Origin of the sequence: Thermoanaerobacterium aotearoense (assembly GCF_009905255.1) — a bacterium.
Taxonomy (GTDB): Bacteria; Bacillota; Thermoanaerobacteria; order Thermoanaerobacterales; family Thermoanaerobacteraceae; genus Thermoanaerobacterium; species Thermoanaerobacterium aotearoense.
In genome coordinates, this window is the sequence record NZ_CP047602.1 from 1187300 (window position 1) to 1205465 (window position 18166).

Here is an 18166-nt window from a genome sequence, read left to right on the forward strand (position 1 = left end):
CTAGTCCATGCGTTTTAGACTTTAAGGAGGATATGAAATGGATAAATTGTACTATTATGACAGCTATAAAAGCTCCTTTACTGCAAAAGTCATCGATATTAATGTTACTGATGAATACTGCGAAGTTATGCTTGATAAGACGTATTTCTATCCTGAAAGCGGTGGACAACCAGCAGATAGCGGATTTATCGACGGCATAAAGGTTGAAAATGTCTTTTTAAAAGATGATAAAGTCATCCATGTTTTGAAGACGCCTCCTAAAAATGATTTGGTAAGTTGTGAGATAGATTGGAAAAAGAGATTTGACAACATGCAACAGCACAGTGGTCAGCATCTTTTGTCGGCAGTATTTTATAAGCTATTTAATGCAGAAACAGATAGTTTTAGCATTGGAGATGATAGCTCGCATATTACATTGACAAATAGCGATTTAAGCGAAGATAACCTTAAAGAAGTCGAGATTGAAACAAATAGGCTTATATATTTAAATTTACCTGTTGTTTCATACTTTGTAAAAAACGATGATTTGGGGAAATTACCCTTGAGAAAAAAGCCTAAAGTTGACGAAAATATAAGAATAGTGGAGATTAAAGACTTTGACTATTCACCATGCGGTGGTACTCACGTGAAAAATTTAGGTGAAATAGGAATTGTAAAGATAAAAAAATTTGAAAGAACAAAAAAAGGCTTAAGGATAGAATTTGTCTGTGGATTTAGGGCAATTGATGATTATTTTAAGAAAAATAATTACATAAACAGACTAATAGCGCTGTTATCTGCAAAGGAAGAAGAAGTCTTAGAAAAGATCGATAAGATATTGGATGAAAATAAAGAACTAAAAAGGGAATTAAATAGAATGAGAGATAATATACTTCAATATGAGGCTGAAAAATTAATCGCAGAGTCAATAAATTTAAAAAAATTTAAGATGGTGGCAAAAACATTTGATGATAAAGATATGAAAGAATTGAGAGCTTTATCGCAGATAATCACGAAAGAGAAAGGGATCATTTGCATTTTAGGCAGCGTTGCGAATTGCGGCAATATAGTAATATCAAGATCGGATGATGTTGATATAGATATTAATTCGTTTTTTAAAGAGGTTTTGGACGTTATAGAAGGAAACGGTGGAGGTAATCAAAAAACATGCCAAGGAAGTGGCAAAGCGGAAAAAGTGGGCTTGGCTATAGACAAAGCAATTAACTTAATATCAAAAAGTTAAAAAAAATTTAAGAGGTATGCAGGAAAATAATAACATTTATAGAATATATAACTATAGTTAGAATATTCTATAGGAGTTGAGCTAAAATGGAAAACATTGAAATGTCATCGTTAAAAGACTTGTTGGAAAAAATCAAGCAAAAAATTTCGAATGATGACATATTAAGGTGCATTAATGACGGCGAAATTTTGACAGTTGGTGAGGGATGTGAAGATTGGGAGATAGAATGTGGACGAGATATAGTAGATATATATAAGAAATTGTCAAATTTGGTGGAAAAAATTAGATGAAATTTCTACATTATCCTATTGAATTTTTTGGTTCCTAATGATAAAATTGTATATGCGATTTTTAGAAAAGGGGAACTAATGATGTACAATAAGATATCTGTATTGGAAGAACAGATTAGCAATTTACGAGATGAACTTGATGATTTGATAAAGCAAGAAGAAGTAAAATACGAGATGATTCTTGACTTAAGCCGCAAACTCGACGATCTAATCGTGCTATATTGTACGACGAAATCGAAAAAATATCGCACAAATGGTGATATTGTCCAATAAATATGCTATAATAGTCTAAAGGGGAGTAACTCTTCGTTAATCAGTCGTCAGTACGGTGAGAAACACCCGGCTGGTTAAGCAAATTTGCGAGTGAGACCTTTATTTTGTGGAATAATACAAAATAAAGGTCTTTATTTATACCATAAATTAAGAAACAAGGAGGAATAAGATGAAGGAAAGCTGGATTTATGATGTAGAAGAAGTTTTAAATGAATTAAATGTGGATGCTAAGGAGGGGCTTTCATCAAAAGATGCTAAAGAGAGGTTAGAAAAGTATGGCGCCAACATTTTAAGTGAAAAGAAAAAGCGAACTATGTTGTCTATGTTTTTGGATCAATTTAAAGATTACATGGTGATTATCTTGATAATTGCATCTATTGTTTCGTTTTTTCTGGGTGAAATTACAGATGCAGTAATAATTTTATTCATAATCTTGTTGAATGCTTTTTTAGGGATGATACAAGAAAATAACGCTGAGAAGTCTCTTGAAGCGCTTAAAAAATTGTCTGCGCCGGTGTCGCGCCTACTAAGAGATGGAAAAGTTGTGGAGATAGAGTCACAGCATATCGTTCCTGGTGATGTAGTGTTTTTAGAAGCAGGAAATTTTGTGCCTGCTGATGGAAGGATAATAGAGTCTGCAAATTTGAAGATAGATGAGTCAGCTCTCACAGGTGAATCTGTTCCGTCAGAAAAGACTTCTGGCAAGTTAAAAGACAAAAATCTCAATATCGGCGATAGACATAACATGGCGTACATGGGCACAGTTGTAACTTATGGGAGAGGATCGTTTGTAGTGACTGAGACAGGTATGAGCACAGAGATGGGGAAAATAGCGAAGATGTTAGACGATGATGAGATGACGATGACGCCTCTCCAGATAAAGTTAGAGCAACTTGGGAAGTATCTTGGCACAGGAGCACTTATCATTTGTGGCATAATATTTGGAATAGGTGTCATGGAAAAAAGGCCGGTATTTGACATGTTTATGACATCCGTAAGCCTTGCTGTTGCTGCGATTCCTGAAGGACTGCCAGCAATAGTCACTATCACTTTAGCATTAGGCGTACAGAAGATGATAAAGAGAAATGCTATATTAAGAAGGCTTCCAGCAGTGGAGACATTAGGCAGTGCAAATGTGATATGTTCTGATAAAACAGGCACTTTGACTCAAAACAAGATGACTGTAGTGAAAGTTTTTGTCGATTTTAAAGAGATAGACTTGACTGAAGGATATGACAGCAAGGCAGGGTTTATTTTGGAGCAGAGTGTACTTTGCACAGATGCGTTTATTGATGAGTCAGGTAAAAGCTTTGGAGATCCGACTGAAGTCGCTATAGTATCAGCGTGTGAAAAATATGTATCTAAAAAATCGGAGTTAGAAAAAGAATTTCCGCGAGTTGCCGAAATCCCATTTGATTCTGATCGAAAAATGATGACTACCATCCACAAATCAAATGATAAAAATTATAAGGTCATAACAAAAGGAGCATTTGATAGTGTCATCGAAAGGTGTAGATACATATTAAAAGATGGCAAAATAGTAGAATTGAGCGATGACGATAAGGCAAAAATTAAGATTGAAAATGAGAATATGGGGAAAGATGCTTTAAGAGTTTTGGCTATATCTTTTAAAGATATTGATAGTGTGCCAGAAAGATTAGAAAGCCTTGAGGTGGAGAAAGATCTTGTATTTGTTGGGCTTTTAGGAATGATAGATCCGCCGAGAGATGAAGTAAGAGATTCTGTTAGGATATGCAAAAATGCCGGTATAAAACCTGTCATGATAACAGGTGACCATAAGATTACTGCTGTAGCTATTGCAAAAGATTTAGGCATTTTGGATGAAGATGATATGTCTGTGGATGGCAGAGAGTTGGAAACAATGACAGATGATGAACTTTACGAAAAGGTAAAAAACATATCAGTGTATGCAAGAGTTTCTCCAGAGCATAAGATGAGGATAGTAAAAGCTTGGCAGAAAAACAATGCGGTGGTGGCTATGACTGGCGACGGTGTAAATGATGCACCAGCGCTAAAGCAGGCTGATATAGGTGCTGCAATGGGTATTACAGGCACAGATGTGGCAAAAGATTCTGCTGATATGGTGCTTACAGATGATAATTTTGCAACTATTGTGGCTGCTGTAGAAGAAGGAAGAACCATTTATGAAAACATAAAAAAATCTATACATTACCTTTTATCATGCAATATTGGCGAAATACTTGTCCTCTTGGTTGCAACATTAGCTGGTATGCCAATGCCTCTTAAGCCGATCCATATATTGTGGGTGAATTTAGTAACAGATAGCCTACCTGCTCTTGCTTTAGGTTTGGAACCTGCTGAAAAAGATATAATGTCTAAGAAACCAAGACCAAAAGATGAAAATATCTTTTCAGATGGCCTTATGTACAGAATACCAATCGAAGGCATCATGATAGGCTTAGTATCTTTTATAGCATTTCTGATTGGGCTTAGGGAAAATCTGACTAATGCAAGAACTATGGCATTTGCCGTTTTGACTTTTTCACAGCTTTCACAAGCGCTGAACGCAAGATCCATCAAATCAGTGTTTAAGATCGGCTTATTTAAAAATAAATACATGGTGCTTGCACTATTAGTTTCCATATTCCTTCAGCTTGTAGTCATACTGACTCCATTGAATACAATTTTTGACATAAAAAATATAAACATATACGATTGGGATGTAGTAATTGCACTATCACTTTTGCCTTTAGCAATTATGGAAATAGTAAAAGCGACATTTTTCAAAAATAGGTAAATTTAAACCGCTTTGCACGACATGCTGCATGATGGAGTAGCATTTGCTACTCTACCATGGCATATCAAGTGTAAAGCGGTTTTATGTTACTATGTGAGGGTATAAAATTGCTGATATTATCTGAATTATGACAGTGGCAGCTATAAGTATCATCCATGAAATGCCTGCTTGTGATACACTGCCATTTATTAGATATCCTCGTAAAAGTTCAACAACATAACTTAAAGGATTGATTCTTGCTACTATTTGAAGCCAATGTGGCATTATTTGTATTGGATAGATTGCATTGCTGGCAAAAAACAATGGCATCGTTATAACCTGTCCTATTCCCATAAATCTTTCTCTGCTTTTTACTATGGCTGCTAAAGCCATTGATAAAGAAGAAAAAAATGCAGCACCCAACACAATTGTCAATATGCTCATTATTACGTTTAAAATGCTCCACTTTATGTCAAGTCTTAGCAAAAACGCCAAAAATAATATTATTATTACTTGGCTTATTGCTCTGACTCCTGCTCCAAAGGCTTTTCCTGTGACAAAAGCTGCTCGAGGAACAGGCATTGCTATAAGCTTTTGAAGTATTCCCTGATCTTTATCCCAAATTATGCTTAAACCATAAAATATGGATATGAACATCATTGATTGGGCTAAAATGCCTGGAGCCATAAATGTCTGATAGTTGACATTTCCTGTAGGTATGGCTCGTATCCTGGAAAATGCCTGACCAAAGATAAGAAGCCATAAAACTGGTTGAACTGCTCTTGTAAGTAGTTCGGTTGGATCATGTTTCAGTTTTCGTATCTCTATTTCTGCGATTGTAAAAGAATTTAAGATATAGTCTAAAACTATTTTTATAGGAGAATTCATCTTAACTGAATCTTTGGATTCTTTTGCGTAATTGACTTGTTTCACGATAATTCCCTCCAGACTCTAATTGATTTCCTGTGAAAAATGTAAATACATCATCCAATGTAGCGTTTGGATTTCCGGTTTTTGATTTTAATTCATCAGGAGTTCCTAAGGCAGCAATTTTGCCGCTGTTCATTATTGCTATCCTTCCGCATATGGCTTCTGCTTCTTCCATGTAATGGGTAGTAATTAAAATTGTAAGACCTGTTTCTTTCCGCAAAGTATCTATTACGTTCCAAACGTTTTGCCTTGCCACAGGATCAAGCCCAACTGTCGGTTCATCAAGTATTAAGACTTGAGGTCTGTGTATTATGGCTTGGCCTATTTCAAGCCTTCGTATCATTCCACCTGAATACTGTTTGACTAAGCGGTTTCTGGCATCATTCAAATTCAAAATATCAAGAATGTAATCAATTCTTTCTTCCCTTTCTTTTTTGTCAAGCCTTAAAAGCTTAGCGACAAATAGCATATTTTCATATCCAGTTAAGGTGGAATCGGCAGAAAGAGCTTGTGGCACATATCCAATGTACTTTCTTATCGTTGCACTGTATTTTTTGGCATCAAGACCAGCAACAAGTATTTTGCCAGAAGTAGGTGGCATCAATGTCGTTATCATTCTTATGGTAGTAGTTTTTCCTGCACCATTAGGACCTAATAAGCCGAATATTTCTCCTTTTCTGACGTCAAACGTGATCCCACCTACTGCTTCAAAATCTTTAAATCTTTTCTTTAAATTTTTTATTTCGATTGCAAAGTCCATAAAATCACCTTCTTGAAATTTTTTAAAATATTACGGCATCATCCGATGCGTTTAATAGCGTTTTAAGATTTTTGTTTAATGTGTCAATGTCTATGCTGTCACCGCACATATCCACTATTTTTTTTAGCATCTTTGTGCGATATTCTAAAATTTCGTTTAGAAGCACAGCCCCCTTTTCTGTGAGCTTCAAAAACACAAGGCGTCTGTCCTTGTCATCTCTCCACCTATATACCAAATCATCAGCAACGAGATTGTCGATTAGCCCTGTCAGTGTGCTGGAAGACAGTAAAAGTTGTGACTGTAACTGCTTCATAGTTATTGCTTCATCTTGGCTTAATTTGTTTAAGACCCAAAATCGAGACATGGTAATTTCTTTATTGTTTAAGTAATTTCTGGTCACAAGATTCATTCTATGGTTGATTTCTCGCAGTAAATACTCTAATAAATTTATTTCGGCATCCATTATATCAGCCTCCCTAATATTTCGTAAACCGTAATATTATTATATTACACATCGTTCTTAATGTCAAAAGTTTCATGTTATAAAAAAGTTATAAATTGTTTGTATATTGTATTTATTGAATTATAACAATTGTATGTTATAATAATTTTAAAAAATATGGGAGGTATCGATTGTGAAAGAGAATAGTTTGAAGAAACTTGTTTACATCGCACTTATGACGGCTCTTATTGCTGTTGGTACTATGGTAATACAAATTCCTACGCCATATACGAAAGGATATATAAATATAGGTGATTCTTTCATCTTTCTTTCGGCTACTATTTTGGGACCTTTTGCAGGCTTTGTGTCTGGAGGCATTGGTTCAGCATTATCTGATCTTCTTTCAGGATATGCTTTATGGGCTCCATGGACATTAGTCATAAAAGGGTTGGAAGGGCTTATTGTGGCTGCTTTATTGAAAAAGGAAGATAAAAATTTTATTGTTCAAATAGCTGTTTTTGCTTTAGCTGCATCATGGATGGTGCTTGGATATTATATTGGCGGTGCTTTTATGTACGGTTCAAAAGCTGCTCTTGCTGATGTGCCAGGAAATATACTTCAAGGAATAGGAAGTGTGATCATTGGTTCTGTGCTTGTGGCTTCGTTGTCAAGAGTTAAATACTTTAAAGATATAAGGCGAGGTTAGACATCCTTGCTTTTTTCTTTTCAAAAATGTATTATTTTATATGAGAATTGCATTGAGGTGAAAAAATATGATTGATACAGTGATGTTTGACCTTGATGGCACTTTGCTCCCTGTTGATACAGACAAGATGATTATGGAATATTTTGAAGCTATTTCAAACAAAATCTCAGATTATTTCGATAAGTATTACTTTCAAAAGGCTCTTTATTCAGCCAGCATGGACATGATAAACAATTTGGATCCCAGTAAGACAAACGAGGAAGCCTTTTTCGATTCGTTTTTAAAATTAGTGGAATATCCAAAGGATAAGATCATGGAGATTTTTACTGATTTTTATGAAAATGACTATAAGCACCTTGGAGCTAATGTGTGTAAAAACGAGTATGCTAAGGCTTGTGTAGAATTGCTGGTTGATAAAGGATACGATGTTGTACTTGCTACAAATCCGATTTTTCCAGGTATAGCCATAAAAGAAAGATTGAGATGGGCTGGAATTGACCATAAATACTTTAGCTTTGTCACATCTTATGAGCGCATGCACTTTTGCAAGCCTCACATACAATATTATAAAGAAATCGTAGAAAAGCTTAAGAAAAAGCCTGAAAATTGCATCATGGTCGGCAATGATGTTGATGAAGATGTAATAGCTGGGACTATCGGCTTTAAGACATATCTATTGGATGAGTTTTTGATCAATAGAACATCAAAAGACATTTCAGTCTTTGAACATGGAAATTATAAAGATTTGTATGAGTATATTAAAAGATTACCTGCTATTTAGATGGGAGATGATTAAAGTGAAATTGACAATTCTTGGCTCACATGGGCCTTATCCAGGTGCAGATGGAGCTTGTTCAGGTTATTTGGTGGAAGACGATGATGTAAATGTACTTGTAGATTGTGGCAGCGGTATTATCGGCAGATACCAAAAGTATCATGATTTAAAAGACCTAAAGTACATAATACTCACACATTTGCATTCAGACCACATGGCAGATATGCTTGTCTTAAGGTATGCTTTGGACATAATGATGAAAAAGGGTTATATAGATGAACCTGTAAACGTGTATTGTCCAGACGAACCTTCTAAAGTCGTTGAAGAATTAAAATTTAATGACGTATTTAAAATTAAACATATAGATGAGGAGTTAAAGCTCAACATCGGTAACTTTACGATAACATTTAAAGAAATGGTTCATCCTGTTAAGACATTTGCTGTAAAATTTGATACGTGCGGTAAGACGTTTGTCTTTAGCAGTGATACGATTTACAATGATAAGCTTATTTCTTTTGCAAATAATGCTGACTTATTCTTGTGCGATGGCAATTTATTAAATGGCGAGAAAGGGCCCCATCTTACTGCAAGACAGGCAGCAGAAATTTCAAAGGCTGCTCATTGCAAAAAGCTTGTCGTTACACACCTTTGGCCGCAACACTCAATAGAAGAGTATGAAAAAGAAGTGTCAGAAGTGGTAAATGATGCAAGCATAGCTAAGCCGTTTGAAGCGTATTTTGTATAATTGATATGGATAAGCCATTTTTGTACGTAGCAGTATTATTATCTGTAGGCATCATAATAAGCAGGTTTGTCGAGATAAATGTTGTGTTTTTGCTTTTAGCGTTTTTGGTTGTCCTGCTTGCCGGCATATACATGTATCTGTTCAGAAAAAATGCCATTTACTTATTGCTTCTGGCAGTATTTGTCTTGGGATTGACGGTGGGAGAAAATGCATTGTATTCAAAAGGTGTGTACGATGATTTAAACAACAGATTGGTTTCACTTGATGGCATTGTATCAAATGTCGTTTTAAAAGATGGATTTGCAAAGTACGTGCTGGCTCCTAAAAACAAAGACAGAATTTTGATAACGCAGTATGGTGGTACTTATCCTAAAGAAGGTGATTTGACCGAGGTAAGAGGAATAATAGAGCTGCCTCAAGGCAAAAGAAATCCTGGTGGATTTGATTATAGGCTTTATCTTAAAAAAAGCGGCATTACAGCTTTGATGAATGTAAATGGCTATTCTGTAAAAATCATAAAAAGCAATGCAGACAATTATGCGGATAAAGTCATTAGAAGGATAAGGGAGAGAATAACGCAGATTTTTTTCAATTCGATGCCTAAAAACGATGCTGATTTTGTCTCATCTGTCATACTGGGGCAATACAATATCGAAGAAGACGTACTTAATTCTTTTAAGGTTACAGGTCTTACACATATAATTGCAGTATCAGGATTTAACTTTGGAATATTGACTTTATTTATGATGTTCGTCTTAAATATTTTGCATATTAGAAGATATTCTCCATTTGTGATAGTTCCACTGCTTTTAATATACACTGTTATAACAGGTGCACCACCATCAGCCGTAAGAGCCGCCATAATGGCTTGTATGGCTTTAATTGCTACATTTATCGGGAGAGAAAATAATCCAATTAATGCCATATCTTTTGCGGCAACTATGATACTATTTTTCAATCCATTGATGTTATTTGACATAGGGTTTCAGCTATCATTTGTAGCGACATTGTCTATTTTGCTTTTGTATAAGCCAATAAAAGGTATAGTAAAGATAAAAAGTGAAAAAATCAAAGAAGTAGTTTCTGCTACTTTAGCTGCACAAATTGGCACGGTTCCTATTATAATATACTTTTTTCACAACATTTCGATTATTTCACTATTGCCGAATATATTGATTGTGCCGATTGTAAGCGTTGCTGTAGTGTTGGGATTTTTGTCCGCAATTTTAGGTCTTATATATATGCCTTTTTCTATCCCTTTAAACCTTATAAATATACCGGTAGTAGAGATTGTCTTGTATCTTACAAGGATTTTCTCCCAGATACCGCATGCATCTATAAGCGTATCGCAGCCTCCAGTTTACATGATGTTATGCTATTATGCAGCACTTATTTTATTGTCCAGCAATCTCAGCAAAAAAATTAAAATTAGTGCCGTTTCAACAATGCTGTTTCTCTTGATGGCAGTGTTTGCTATAAATTCATTGACACCTAAAAATCTTGAAATAACTTTTCTCGATGTAGGACAAGGTGACAGTACTTTTTTAAGGACTCCGGATGGCAAAAACATACTGATAGATGGCGGAGGAAGGCCTGAATATGGCAATTCTTCCTTTGATGTTGGACAAGATATTTTGATGCCATTTTTGCTTTATAAAAATGCCACATCGTTAGATGCGGTGTTTATATCTCATACAGATTATGATCATGTAGGCGGCATATTGTCCATTTTAAACGATGTAGATGTGAAAAGGATATTTATTGGCAGACAGGTGGCGGATAGCGAAAATTTTAAAAAATTAATGGCTATCGCCAGCAAGAGGAAAATACCAGTTTTTCAATTGTCAAAAGGTGACTGGGTTGAGATATCTGGAATAAAATATGATATTTTGAGCCCCGACTCTTACGTGATTGCTGAGAACCCCATAAATAATAATGCGCTGGTTTTTAAAATGGTGTATAAAAATGTAAGCATCTTATTCACTGGAGATATAGAGAAAGAAGCGGAAAATGCGCTATTAGATGATAATATATCGTCAGATATATTGAAAGTTCCACATCATGGATCTAATACGTCATCGCAAAAAGATTTTGTGGACAAGGTAAATCCTAAAATCAGCGTGATAATGGTAGGTAAAAATAATTATGGACAGCCAGATGGAGAAGTAGTAAAATATTTAAAAAGCAGATCGCGACTTTTCAGGACAGATAAAGATGGTGCTATCATCGTTGAAACGAATGGCACATTTATACATATCAAAAAAATGATCGAGGATTGATGGCAGTGAATTACAAAGAATTTCTTGAGATTACAAACAAAGGCTTTTTGCCTGCTTATGTTTTTTACGGCGAAGAAAGATTTTTGATCGATGAAGCTATTAAAAAATTAAAAAACAAACTAATAGCTGAAGGCACTGAAATCATGAATTACACCATAATTGAAGATGCTAATGATAAAAATATAATAGACAGTTTAGAAACTCTTCCATTTATGTCGGAACATAGGTTTGTTTTAATAAAAGATGATGATATTTTAAAGAAGGTAAATGACAATACTGTCGATGCTATAATTAAGCGGATTGAAAGCGGAAATACAGACAGTTGTATAGCATTTGTATTTAAGGACAAAATCGACACGAGAAAAAGAATATTCAAGGCAATAAGTAAACATGGTGCTATTGTAAATTTTGAACATTTAAAATTTGATGAAGCAGTCAATTATGCAGGATTTTTTGTCAGAACCTATGGAAAAGTCATAAAAAAACCTGTTGCAGAATATATTGTTAAAAGCGTAGGTGTGGATTTATATACCATTTTAAATGAAATCAAAAAAATTGTGTCCTACAGCGATGGCAAAGAAGTGCTTATAGATGATGTAAAAGACGTTGTATCAGCATCAACTGCTGAGAATGTATTCAAATTGGTAAACGCAATAGGTTTAAGACAGGAAAAAGCAGCTATATACATATTGAACAAGATGATTTTAAATGAAGAAAATCCTATTGGAATATTATCCATGATTGCACGACAGTTTCGGATTCTCATAAAGGCTAAGCATTTATTGATGAAAAAAATTGACAAAAAAAAGTTGCAGCAAGACTTAGGGATACCTTATTTTTTAGTTGATGATATAATACAGCAATCAAAGTGTTTTAAAGAAAAAGATCTTTTAAATGCGTATAAACTGTGTGTAAAATGCGATAGGGAATTGAAATCAAGCTATGATGGCAATTTAGCTTTGGAATCATTGATAAGAAAGCTTTGCAATTAAAAAAGCGTACGACGTACGCTTTTTAAGCATTTAATGCGTTAAATTTTGCATATAATCTTGACTTCTTCCTTGCAACTGTATTTTTGTGCAATGTGCCCTTTGAATATGCTTTATCAAGTTCTCTTATGGCATTAATTAAAGCTGCTTTTGTATTATCTATGTTACCTTCTGCTAAACTCTTTTCGAATTTAGAAATAGCTGTTCTAACTTTTGATTTTACTATTTTATTCTCCAATGTCCTTCTTTTTGTTACAAGTATTCTTTTTTTAGCTGATTTTATGTTTGCCAAACCATTCACCTCCTCAAATCAATCAAAAGTAATTTTACCACGAAAAAGCATTTTTTGCAATACAATTCAGGAAAGCAGTTTAATACAACCTTGTGCGAATAATATTTTTTAAAATGTCAATTATATTTTTAGGAGGTGATTTTATGTTAAAAGCGATAATTAGATTTGTAGTTTCAGCGATTGTTTTAATGATCGTAGGTTATCTTGTCCCAGGATTTAGTGTGGCTGGATTTTGGGGCGCTTTGATATCAGCAATTGTGATTGCATTGCTGGGATATATAGTTGAGGCAATGCTTGGTCAAAATATTTCTCCGAGAAGTAGAGGTGTTGTTGGCTTCATAGTTGCAGCAATAGTAATATATGTATCTCAGTTTATAGTTCCAACAATACATGCTACGATATTAGGCTCAATAATAGCTGCTTTTGTAATCGGGCTTGTTGATGCTTTTATACCTACAGAATTGAGGTGAGATTATGTTCAATATAAGGACAGATCTTGCTGTTGAAGCCCGTGAAATGTATAAAGGCGGACATGCGGGGGAAATCCCAGGCGTTTTAGTAGATGAAAGCCAAGATGACAACATAAAAATAGTTAAAGTAACTATTTTGGACGATGACGGTGCTAAAACGATGGGAAAGCCGATAGGAGATTATATAACTATAGAGGCTCCTGATTTAAGGTACAGGGACATTGAACTTGAAGACAAAGTAGCCCAAAAACTTGCCGATGTAATAAAGAAAATTTCTAATGTTAATGTCAATATGAAAGTCCTTGTGATAGGTTTAGGCAATTGGAATGTGACGCCAGATGCACTTGGACCAAAGACAATTGAAAATATTGTTGTGACTCGTCATTTGAAAGAATTGGCACCTCTGCAGTTTGGCGAAAATATATGTGCTGTAAGTGCTATGGCTCCCGGTGTATTAGGTATAACAGGTATTGAGACGGCAGAAATCGTTAAAAGCGTCGTTGATAAGATAAAACCTGATTTAGTCATCACAATAGACGCTCTTGCATCGAGGCGAGTTGAAAGGCTTGCTACAACAATACAGGTTTCAAATACAGGCATTAGCCCTGGATCTGGAATAGGAAATAAAAGATCTGCTATCAACATGGAAAGCTTAGGTGTTCCTGTAATTGCAATAGGTGTTCCGACTGTAGTAGATGCAGCTACAATTGCCAATGATGCTATAGAACATCTTGAGAGTGCATTGAAAAACAATGTGGAAAGCGGTAGTCCTCTATACAATGTATTGAAAAACATGAATGATGAAGATAAATACGCCTTAATAAGAGAGGTATTAAGTCCGGAAGAAAATCTCATAGTCACGCCAAAAGAAATTGATCTTCTTATCAAAAACATTTCATCTATTTTGTCAAGAGGAATTAATTTAGCTTTGCAACCTAATTTGACAGTGGATGAGATGAATCAACTTGTACATTAAATTAGTAATAAAGCACTTCTCTTGTGAATAATTTATAGTATAAAACCAAAGAGAGGTGCTTTCATTGTACAGAAGTTCATTGAGGTATTACCGCCTTAAAAAGGTGTCTTTCGTGATTTTATTGCTTTTTAATATTTTATTTTATAGATGGCTTATGACAAATGACATAGAAGCTGCCAATATAAATTTTGAAACAGAGACTTTTGCCGAGGAGTACAATAGCATTAATGGCATGTTTATAACTGCTTTGAATTATACGATGCCGACTGTTGATGTAGGCTATAAATCTGAAGGATTTTACGATAGAGATTTGACTATAGCTTCAATGTTTAATCTAAATCAAAGAGATCCGCTTAAAATATTAAAGTACCAAATTCCCATTATTGCTCAAATAGACAAAGGAGAAAAAAACAATACGTCTAATACGCAAGTTGCAGACAATCACAGCGCTAATCAAAGTGAAAATGGCCAAGCGGCAAATGAAACACCAAAAGAAAGTGAGACGACTGCAACTGCGACAAATGCCAGTAGCGTTGATACTGGCAAGCCACTTATATTGCTTTACCATACACATACAATGGAATCGTACGTTGCAACTTTAAAAAACAAATATGTAGCCGCATATGGGTACGATAGGACAAATAATCTCAATTACAACATGGTAAGAGTGGGCGATAGTTTAACAGAATATTTGACTAAGGATTATGGCATTAGCGTTTTGCATGATCGCACAATACATGATTACAATTACGATCAGTCATACTACAATTCTTCTTTATCAGTAAAAAAATATCTGGAAGAATATCCTTCGATTAAAGTAACTATCGATTTGCACCGTGATGGATATGGAAGTGTAATGCAGCCAGGAGTTGATACAATACCTGTTTTAAGCAGCTTGCCTAATCAAGATTACAGAAAAAAATATACGATGGAAATAAATGGACAGACGGTTGCAAAGATCATGTTCATAATTGGTTCTCGAAGAACTGCAGATATGAATGAAGACTGGAAAAAGAATTACGAGTTTGCAAAACAAATTAGCGATAAGTTGAATGAATTATATCCGGGCATATCATTGGGAATAGAGATTCATCAGTATGCCGAGTACAACCAACATTTTTCAGAGAAAGGCATACTTATTGAATTAGGCAGCAATTACAATACTTTGGAAGAGGCCTTAAATTCGACTCCATACTTAGCTAAAGCAATTTATTTAGTGCTGAAAGATGATGGACTTGCCAAATAATGAGGGTTTACCTCATTATTTGTTTTTAAAGTATTTTTCTAATCCAGTGACAATACCAGTTGATAGTTTTTTTAAATAGTCTTTGTTAACAAGTAGATTTTTGTCATCATTGTTTGTGATAAAGCCAAGTTCGACTAATATTCCTGTCTTTTTTGCATTTGTCAGCAAAAAGTAATCTGCCACATTTGGACTTCTGCTTGTTCCAGCAATGGCATTTAAAGAATCTTGCACATATGATGCTAATGTTTTGCTGTTTATATCGGTATTTGAGTAAAAAACCATTGGACCTTTTACATATGGCGCGTTGTTTACAGCATTGACGTGTATGCTGATATACGCATCTATATCATTGCTGTTTATCATATTTACTCTCGCTTTTAAATCTCGCCTATGTCTGTAGTCATTATCTTTACATAGATTTTCTAAGGAAGTATCTTTATCTCTTGTCATAATTACTTTCGCTCCGCGATTTATCAACTCTGTTTTTAAGATTAATGATGCTTCTAAATTGATGCTTTTTTCTAGTATATTTCCAGAGCTTGTGCCACCGTCAATTCCTCCATGACCAGGATCGATCAGTATGATTTTGTCTTTCAATGGATTGTCCGGTGCTGAAAATGCCGTATTAGCTCTTAATATCAACGGTAAAATTGTGGATAATAGTACCAAAGATATGGTACAATATATACAAATGAATTTAAATGATTTATTCAATTTTGATGCCCCCAATCTAGTTTTATGTTTAGATAAAAAGAGGCTTATTATACTGTATATAATTATAATTTATGTATGAAACTGTTATTTAGGAGGTAACGATGAAAAATAAATTTGCTTTATTTTTTTTAGTTTTGCTTTTCTTCTTAAGTACATTTTCTTTTTCTTATGCACAAACTGCAGAGGATGGGAAAAGGGCCGTAATATTTATATTAAATAGAGTTTCTATAGATGATTTTTTAAATAGTGATTTAAAGAATATTAACAATATGATAGACAATGGTACTTATGGCCTTATGACTGTCAATGTTGATGGTGGCAGATCTTTGGAAAGTGTTTTTATGACGCTTGGTACAGGTACTCGTGCTGTTGGCTCTAATGGTGCTTCTTTGAATTTCAACACATGGGAAACATATAACAATGAATTGGCGTCTACAATTTATGAGAGGAATACGGGGAAAATTCCTTCAGAAGGTCAAATTTTAAATTTGGATATTGCCCAGATAATCAGAAACAACTCAAAAAGAAATCATATTATAAGACCTGGCTTATTAGGGGATAAATTTAAGGATAGTGGGCTTAATGTAGCTGTTTTTGGCAATGAAGATACAGATGTTGATTACAAAAGATATGCTCCTTTAATAGGCATGAATTACAGCGGTATCGTGCCTTATGGAGATGTCAGTGATATGACGAATAAAAAGGATCCTTTGATGCCTTACGGCATATCGACAGATTATGATACAATGTACAAAGAGTATCTGAGTATTAAAGATAATGTGGCTCTGGCAATATTTGATTTAGGCGATACTGCAAGAGCAAATGATTATCAAAACAGCGGATTAGATAAAATAAATAGAGAGAACAAAGAAAAAGCACTAAAGAATGCTGATGAATTCATTGGAAAAGTTTTACGTACTGATAGTGGGAATACCCTTTTTATGATTGTCACTCCTTTGCCGCCTTCTCAAAAAATGGGTCAAAATGATTTTTTGACGCCTGTTGTAATGTATGGAAATGGCATTTCAAAAGGTAAGCTTATAACATCGGATACGACGAAAAGGACAGGTATTGTAACAAACACAGACTTGCTTCCAACAATATTGACGTATTTTGGCTTAGATGTGCCTGCCTTTGTAACTGGACACAATTTGTATTCATCAGATGTCAATGGAGATTTAATGAAGCTTGAAAATTTAGATAAGCAGCTTACATTTAACTATACGTATAGGCCGTATTTTTTAAAAACTTACGTGATACTGCAGATATTTATACTGATTTTATCTTTGGTTATACTGCTGTTTTTTAAAAAATACTCTACTTTGGTGAAGCCTTTTTTGCTTTTGATACCGATTATGCCTATAAGTTTCTTGCTTTTGCCTCTATTTGATTATGCAAATATCGTAAACAGCGTTTTAGGCATTGTTGCTGTTTCAACAGTTTTTACATTAGCTGCGTACAAATTAGTTAAAAAAAGTAGTTTTAGATACTTTTTAATTGCAGCCTTCACTGCTGCCATATTGATGCTGGACATGCTTACAGGATATAATCTTTTGAAAAATTCATTTTTAAGTTACGATGTAATCGCAGGTGCCAGATTCTATGGAATTGGGAATGAATACATGGGGATTTTTATAGGAGCCGTACTGTGCTTTGCGCTTTTATCGTTTGAGATATTTGGGAATATTGACAAAAAGTATCTAATATTTGCAAATATACTGATTTACATTATCGTCTTATACTTTATAGCATCGCCGTCTTTAGGGACGAATGTAGGCGGTGGTATAGCCGCGTTTGCAGCATTTTCAGTTGCGTCTATGTACTTATTTGGCAAAAAACTTAACATTAAAAATATTTTGTTTGTAGGTGGAAGCATCGTTGCATTATTATTTTTGCTGTTTTATGTTGACTCTTTAAGACCTTTGCCGGAGCAAACACATATAGGGCAGACCTTCAATTTAGTGAAAGATGATGGGCTTTACCCGCTTATTCAGATATTTGCAAGAAAGATTAGCATGAATTTGAAGCTTTTTAAGTATTCCGTTTGGAGCAGGGTTTTAGTTACGTTGGTGTTTGTGCTTTTCATACTTTTTTATAAACCAGTTGGCGCTTTAAAGAGGATTCTTAATGAGCGAAAATTTGTATACATAAGCTTTTTATCCACCATAATAGGAAGTATTTTTGCTTTAGCTTTTAACGATTCAGGTGTTGTTGCGGCGGCTACGACGATGGTTTATGCTGCGCCGATGCTTATTGACATTATCATTGATGAAAATAAAATTATAAAGGAGTGAAATGG

The 18166-nt window shown here is 34.6% G+C and carries 18 protein-coding genes; 13 read left to right on the forward strand and 5 right to left on the reverse strand.

Going from position 1 to position 18166, the window contains the following annotated elements:
* Window positions 1-37 precede the first annotated feature (37 nt).
* The 4 genes from GSH73_RS05885 (at window position 38) to GSH73_RS05900 (ending at window position 4564) form a co-directional block, all read left to right on the forward strand.
* Window positions 38-1222: an alanyl-tRNA editing protein gene (locus tag GSH73_RS05885; protein ID WP_014758929.1), complete on the forward strand. Its 1185-nt coding sequence runs from the start codon at window positions 38-40 to the stop codon at window positions 1220-1222.
* A gap of 86 nt (window positions 1223-1308) precedes the next feature.
* On the forward strand, window positions 1309-1512 hold the full coding sequence (locus GSH73_RS05890) for a hypothetical protein (protein WP_014758928.1): 204 nt from the start codon (window positions 1309-1311) through the stop codon (window positions 1510-1512).
* Between the two features lie 81 nt (window positions 1513-1593).
* A complete protein-coding gene (locus GSH73_RS05895; protein ID WP_231560511.1) occupies window positions 1594-1785 on the forward strand; it encodes an aspartyl-phosphate phosphatase Spo0E family protein in 192 nt (63 codons plus the stop codon).
* A 169-nt stretch (window positions 1786-1954) separates the two neighbouring features.
* The gene (locus GSH73_RS05900; protein ID WP_014758926.1) at window positions 1955-4564 is read left to right on the forward strand and encodes a calcium-translocating P-type ATPase, SERCA-type; all 2610 of its coding nucleotides are present in this window, start codon (window positions 1955-1957) and stop codon (window positions 4562-4564) included.
* Window positions 4565-4645: 81 nt separating this feature from the next.
* On the opposite strand, the gene GSH73_RS05905 is transcribed toward GSH73_RS05900, so the two are convergent.
* The 3 genes from GSH73_RS05905 to GSH73_RS05915 are packed head-to-tail and all read right to left on the reverse strand — an operon-like array spanning window position 4646 to window position 6696.
* Window positions 4646-5476 (reverse strand): ABC transporter permease, encoded by an 831-nt coding sequence (locus GSH73_RS05905; RefSeq protein ID WP_014758925.1) that lies wholly within the window; start codon window positions 5474-5476, stop codon window positions 4646-4648.
* Window positions 5433-6233, reverse strand: coding sequence for an ABC transporter ATP-binding protein (locus GSH73_RS05910; protein ID WP_014758924.1), 801 nt, complete (start codon window positions 6231-6233; stop codon window positions 5433-5435). Before GSH73_RS05910 ends, GSH73_RS05905 begins: the two co-directional genes overlap by 44 nt.
* Window positions 6234-6255: 22 nt before the next feature.
* Window positions 6256-6696: a MarR family winged helix-turn-helix transcriptional regulator gene (locus GSH73_RS05915; RefSeq protein ID WP_014758923.1), complete on the reverse strand. Its 441-nt coding sequence runs from the start codon at window positions 6694-6696 to the stop codon at window positions 6256-6258.
* A gap of 172 nt (window positions 6697-6868) precedes the next feature.
* Here GSH73_RS05915 and GSH73_RS05920 point away from each other — a divergent pair, with 172 nt between their 5' ends.
* The 5 genes from GSH73_RS05920 (at window position 6869) to holA (ending at window position 12172) form a co-directional block, all read left to right on the forward strand.
* Window positions 6869-7381, forward strand: a complete 513-nt coding sequence (locus GSH73_RS05920) for an ECF transporter S component (protein WP_014758922.1) — start codon at window positions 6869-6871, stop codon at window positions 7379-7381.
* Window positions 7382-7448: 67 nt separating this feature from the next.
* Window positions 7449-8162 (forward strand): HAD family hydrolase, encoded by a 714-nt coding sequence (locus tag GSH73_RS05925; RefSeq protein ID WP_014758921.1) that lies wholly within the window; start codon window positions 7449-7451, stop codon window positions 8160-8162.
* A 7-nt stretch (window positions 8163-8169) separates the two neighbouring features.
* A complete protein-coding gene (locus GSH73_RS05930) occupies window positions 8170-8901 on the forward strand; it encodes an MBL fold metallo-hydrolase (RefSeq protein WP_236640061.1) in 732 nt (243 codons plus the stop codon).
* Between the two features lie 20 nt (window positions 8902-8921).
* The gene (locus tag GSH73_RS05935) at window positions 8922-11180 is read left to right on the forward strand and encodes a DNA internalization-related competence protein ComEC/Rec2 (RefSeq protein ID WP_014758919.1); all 2259 of its coding nucleotides are present in this window, start codon (window positions 8922-8924) and stop codon (window positions 11178-11180) included.
* Window positions 11180-12172: a DNA polymerase III subunit delta gene (gene holA, locus GSH73_RS05940; RefSeq protein ID WP_038069025.1), complete on the forward strand. Its 993-nt coding sequence runs from the start codon at window positions 11180-11182 to the stop codon at window positions 12170-12172. The genes GSH73_RS05935 and holA overlap by 1 nt, the downstream gene beginning before the upstream one ends.
* Window positions 12173-12194: 22 nt before the next feature.
* On the opposite strand, the gene rpsT is transcribed toward holA, so the two are convergent.
* On the reverse strand, window positions 12195-12461 hold the full coding sequence (gene rpsT / locus GSH73_RS05945; RefSeq protein ID WP_013788292.1) for a 30S ribosomal protein S20: 267 nt from the start codon (window positions 12459-12461) through the stop codon (window positions 12195-12197).
* A 143-nt stretch (window positions 12462-12604) separates the two neighbouring features.
* Between rpsT and GSH73_RS05950 the strand changes: the two genes are divergently transcribed.
* The 3 genes from GSH73_RS05950 to spoIIP all read left to right on the forward strand — a co-directional run bounded on the left by GSH73_RS05950 (window position 12605) and on the right by spoIIP (window position 15153).
* Window positions 12605-12931, forward strand: a complete 327-nt coding sequence (locus tag GSH73_RS05950; RefSeq protein ID WP_014758917.1) for a phage holin family protein — start codon at window positions 12605-12607, stop codon at window positions 12929-12931.
* 4 nt (window positions 12932-12935) lie between these two features.
* Window positions 12936-13907 (forward strand): GPR endopeptidase, encoded by a 972-nt coding sequence (gene gpr, locus GSH73_RS05955; RefSeq protein ID WP_014758916.1) that lies wholly within the window; start codon window positions 12936-12938, stop codon window positions 13905-13907.
* A gap of 64 nt (window positions 13908-13971) precedes the next feature.
* Window positions 13972-15153 (forward strand): stage II sporulation protein P, encoded by a 1182-nt coding sequence (gene spoIIP, locus GSH73_RS05960; RefSeq protein ID WP_014758915.1) that lies wholly within the window; start codon window positions 13972-13974, stop codon window positions 15151-15153.
* A gap of 15 nt (window positions 15154-15168) precedes the next feature.
* Here spoIIP and GSH73_RS05965 read toward each other — a convergent pair whose 3' ends face one another.
* A complete protein-coding gene (locus GSH73_RS05965) occupies window positions 15169-15867 on the reverse strand; it encodes an N-acetylmuramoyl-L-alanine amidase family protein (protein WP_014758914.1) in 699 nt (232 codons plus the stop codon).
* A gap of 101 nt (window positions 15868-15968) precedes the next feature.
* Here GSH73_RS05965 and GSH73_RS05970 point away from each other — a divergent pair, with 101 nt between their 5' ends.
* The gene (locus GSH73_RS05970) at window positions 15969-18161 is read left to right on the forward strand and encodes an alkaline phosphatase family protein (RefSeq protein WP_014758913.1); all 2193 of its coding nucleotides are present in this window, start codon (window positions 15969-15971) and stop codon (window positions 18159-18161) included.
* The last annotated feature ends 5 nt before the right edge of the window (window positions 18162-18166 follow it).

Excerpts from the sequence above, each read along its gene's own strand:
- GSH73_RS05885 (WP_014758929.1), top strand. The coding sequence starts at position 38 with ATGGATAAATTGTACTATTATGACAGCTATAAAAGCTCCTTTACTGCA.
- GSH73_RS05930 (WP_236640061.1), top strand. The coding sequence starts at position 8,170 with ATGATTAAAGTGAAATTGACAATTCTTGGCTCACATGGGCCTTATCCA.
- gpr (WP_014758916.1), top strand. The coding sequence starts at position 12,936 with ATGTTCAATATAAGGACAGATCTTGCTGTTGAAGCCCGTGAAATGTAT.
- holA (WP_038069025.1), top strand. The coding sequence starts at position 11,180 with ATGGCAGTGAATTACAAAGAATTTCTTGAGATTACAAACAAAGGCTTT.
- GSH73_RS05925 (WP_014758921.1), top strand. The coding sequence starts at position 7,449 with ATGATTGATACAGTGATGTTTGACCTTGATGGCACTTTGCTCCCTGTT.
- GSH73_RS05890 (WP_014758928.1), top strand. The coding sequence starts at position 1,309 with ATGGAAAACATTGAAATGTCATCGTTAAAAGACTTGTTGGAAAAAATC.
- GSH73_RS05950 (WP_014758917.1), top strand. The coding sequence starts at position 12,605 with ATGTTAAAAGCGATAATTAGATTTGTAGTTTCAGCGATTGTTTTAATG.
- GSH73_RS05900 (WP_014758926.1), top strand. The coding sequence starts at position 1,955 with ATGAAGGAAAGCTGGATTTATGATGTAGAAGAAGTTTTAAATGAATTA.
- GSH73_RS05910 (WP_014758924.1), bottom strand. The coding sequence starts at position 6,233 with ATGGACTTTGCAATCGAAATAAAAAATTTAAAGAAAAGATTTAAAGAT.
- GSH73_RS05895 (WP_231560511.1), top strand. The coding sequence starts at position 1,594 with ATGTACAATAAGATATCTGTATTGGAAGAACAGATTAGCAATTTACGA.
- GSH73_RS05915 (WP_014758923.1), bottom strand. The coding sequence starts at position 6,696 with ATGGATGCCGAAATAAATTTATTAGAGTATTTACTGCGAGAAATCAAC.
- GSH73_RS05970 (WP_014758913.1), top strand. The coding sequence starts at position 15,969 with ATGAAAAATAAATTTGCTTTATTTTTTTTAGTTTTGCTTTTCTTCTTA.